At 73.6% G+C, this 3,520-nt stretch carries 2 protein-coding genes; both read left to right on the forward strand.

Translation table 11 applies throughout. The annotated features are described in order from the left end of the window. Positions 1-312: 312 nt before the first annotated feature. On the forward strand, positions 313-1,707 hold the full coding sequence (locus ACFV61_RS35115) for a TolB family protein (RefSeq protein ID WP_380496164.1): 1,395 nt from the start codon (positions 313-315) through the stop codon (positions 1,705-1,707). A 153-nt stretch (positions 1,708-1,860) separates the two neighbouring features. Further along, positions 1,861-3,438, forward strand: a complete 1,578-nt coding sequence (locus tag ACFV61_RS35120) for a TolB family protein (RefSeq protein WP_380496166.1) — start codon at positions 1,861-1,863, stop codon at positions 3,436-3,438. The last annotated feature ends 82 nt before the right edge of the window (positions 3,439-3,520 follow it).

Genomic DNA, 3,520 nt, shown 5'->3' on the forward strand with positions numbered 1-3,520 from the left:
GGTAGAGGGCGGCCGCCGCGGCGGTCACGGTGCGGTGGTCCGCCACGGCCCGCAGGGTCCGCAGCCGTCGGGCGTCGATCACGGACCAATTCTGCCAGCGTGCCGGGGCGGCCCGGACCGGGCCCGGAGCCGGGGCGGGGTTCGGGCCGGGGTTCGGGCCGGGGCCGCGTAAGGGGCGGTACGACCGGTGGCGTATTTCCGGACGAGATCGCTTCGCCCGGTTGACCACCCGGCCCGGGCGACGATTGGCTCTTCCCCAGCCGGGCCACGGGGGTGACGAGGGCCCGGCGCCGTCATCAGGGGAGGATGTCCATGACCACCGCACGAACCCGCCGTTGGCTGGCCCGTACCGCCGGCGTCCTGGTGGCCGCCGCCGTGGCCGGGGCCACGATGCCCGCCGCCGAGGCCCGGCCGCTCAAGGGCGACACCTCCCGGGTGAGCGAGGGGCCCAAGGGCGAGCAGCTCGACGGCACCTCGTCCGCGCTCGGGCTGAGCGCCGACGGCCGCTCCGCGCTGTTCAGCTCGACCGCGACCAACCTGCTGCCCGGGGCCGGCACCCCGAACTCGGACGAGGTCTACGTGCGGGACCTGCGCAACGGACACGTCGAGCGGGTCAGCGTCGCCGCCGACGGCTCCAAGCTGGACGCCGCCACCAACCAGGCCGCGATCAGCGGCGACGGCCGGTACGTGGCGTTCAGCACCGCCGCCACCAATGTGCTGCCCGGCCAGCCGAAGCACGGCAGCGACGTCTTCGTCCACGACCGCTGGACCGGCCGCACCGAGCTGATCACCGCCCCCGGTTCGGCGAGCACCGACGACCAGAGCATCCGCACCGCCGACAGCCCCACCCTCAGCTGGGACGGCCGCTTCGTCGCCTACGCCTCCAGCCGCACCGACCTCGCCCCGGGCGTGAAACGCGGCAAGAACAACATCTACGTCACCGACCGCTGGACGCACACCACCCGGCTGGTCACCTCCGGCACGGAGGGCGAGGGCGCCGACAACAACTCCTTCAGTCCGACGATCAGTGCGGACGGCTCGACGGTCGGCTTCGGCTCCCGGGCCGGGAACCTGCTCCCGGGCGCTCCGGCCCCGACCCCGACCACCGACCCGACGCCGGGCGCCGGGGCACCCCAGCTGGCCGGGCCCAAGTTCTACCCGTACTACGTCTGGAAGGCCGGCACCGGCAAGATCGCCGGCGCCAGCCTGGACGACACCGGGGCCCTGAGCGACGGCGGCCGCGACGGCCGGGTCAGCCCGGACGGCCGCTACGCGATCTACAGCCTCCCGGTCTTCATCGGCGGGGCCCCCGCCCCGGCCCACGGCATCCGGATGGACGTGTACGTCCACGAGCTGGCCACCGGCAAGATCACCAAGGTCAACACCGACCTGCCGGGCACCACCGCCAAGTGGTCCTCGTCCGGTGGCGTCATGACGCTCGACGACCGCTGGGTCTACTTCGACTCCGCCGCCGAGAACCTCGTCCCCGACGACACCAACTCCGCCAGTGACGTGTTCCGCCGCGACCTGTGGACCGGGCGGATCGAGCGGATCAGCCTCACCCGGAGCGGCGGGCAGAGCACCGCCTCCTCCTACGGCCCGTACGTGGACGCCACCGGCGACACGGTGATCTTCGACGCCTCGGACGGCGACCTGGTGCCGGGTGACACCAACACCTTCCTGGACGTCTTCCTGCGCCGCCTGTGACGCCCTGATTCCCCTGCCGCATACGTCCGTTGACGTATTTTCGGCCGAGATCACCCGTGGGCGTTGACCACCGGCCCTCCCGACGATTGGCTCTCCCGAAAGCCCGTCGCCGGGAGGGAGCCCGGCCGGGCGACCCCCGGGGAGGCAGACGTCATGACACGCAGCACCCGTACCACCCGCAACCGGTGGCTGGCCGGCGGCGGCAGCATTCTCGCGGCCACCGCCGTACTCGCCGTGACCGCCGCACCCGCCCAGGCCGCCCAGGCCGACCGGGCGCCGCGCGGCACCGTCCAGGTCAGCGTCGGGGTGAACGGCGCCGCGCCGGACAACCAGTCGTGGAGCCAGGCGATCAGCGCCAACGGCCGCTACGCCCTGTTCACCTCCTGGGCCACGAACCTGGTGTCCCAGCCCGCGAAGAGCGCCCGCGACGCCTACGTCCGCGACCTGAGGACCGGCCGCACCGAGCGGATCAACCTGGCCGCCGACGGCAGCGCGCTGAACGGCTTCACCGACAACGTCGCGATCAACGCCGACGGCCGCTACGTCGCCTTCGACAGCGACGCCGAGAACGTGGTGCCCGGCATGCAGGTCCAGGGGCGCGACGAGGTGTACGTCCGCGACCGGAAGACCGGCCGCACCGAACTGATCAGCGGCGGGCTCACCGGCACCGACACCGACAAGTTCCACGCCTCCTACGCGCCCTCGATCAGCGCGAACGGCCGCTACGTGGTCTTCGGCTCCAGTCGGAAGGACCTCGTCCCCGACCTCCAGGGCGGCGACCCCTCGCTGGCCAGGCCCTACACCTGGGACTACAACATCTACGTCACCGACCGCTGGACGGGGAAGACCAGGCTGGTGACCCGCGGCGTGGACGGCAAGCCGGGCGACGGCATGTCCCTCAACCCGACGATCAGCGCGGACGGCCGCACCATCGGCTTCACCTCCATGGCCGACAACCTGCTGCCCGCCGACCAGACCCCCGCCCCGGCCGCCGGGGGCGCCGCCGCCCCCGCCGACGTGGAGCTGGCCCCGGGCGTCGCCCCGGCCCTGCCCCACAGCGCCCAGAAGGGCCTGGCCCCGAACCTGGCCCGGCCGGTGACCGCCCCCTACTACACCTACGACGTGGAGTCCGGCCGGATCTCCGCCGCCAGCCTCGACCTCGACGGCAAGCTCGGCGCCCCGAGCTTCGGCGCGACGATCAGCCCCGACGGGCGGCGCGCGATCTACGCCCTGCCCGAGCCCGGCGGGTCGACCGGCGGCCACCGGTTCCACACCGTGCTGTACGTCCGGGACCTCGGGAAGGGCACCGTGACGAAGATCAGCGGCGGCCTGCCCGGCACCACCTCGGTCGGCTCCTCCGACCACGCCCGGATCACCGCCGACAACCGCTGGGTCTACTTCGCCTCCGCCGCCGACAACCTGGTGGCGGGCCCGCAGCACCCGGGCTGGGACGTCTACCGGCACGACCTGCGCACCGGCCGCACCGAGCGGGTCGCCACCGCCGCGGACGGCTCGCTCGGCAACGGCACCTCGGCCGATCCGGTCGTGGACGCCCGCGGCCGCACGGTGGTGTTCAGCTCGACCAGCGGCAACCTGCTCGCCGGCACCGGCGGCCCGGCGAGCACCGACTCCCAGGTCTTCGCCCGCGCCACCGCGCACCACGGCCACGGCGACGTCCAGGGCGACGACCAGGACCAGGACCAAAGCCAGGACCAGGACAGCGACGACTGACCGTCAACCGCCGCTCGCACCGTGAACCGCGTACGGGGGCGGGAAGTAGGGCGGGCCGGGGTGCCGCCCGCGCAGCGGGAGG

Origin of the sequence: Kitasatospora sp. NPDC059817, from assembly GCF_042731835.1 — a bacterium.
Classification (GTDB): domain Bacteria; phylum Actinomycetota; class Actinomycetes; order Streptomycetales; family Streptomycetaceae; genus Kitasatospora.

Coding starts and splice junctions, on each gene's coding strand:
- ACFV61_RS35115 (WP_380496164.1), top strand. CDS start 313: ATGACCACCGCACGAACCCGCCGTTGGCTGGCCCGTACCGCCGGCGTC.
- ACFV61_RS35120 (WP_380496166.1), top strand. CDS start 1,861: ATGACACGCAGCACCCGTACCACCCGCAACCGGTGGCTGGCCGGCGGC.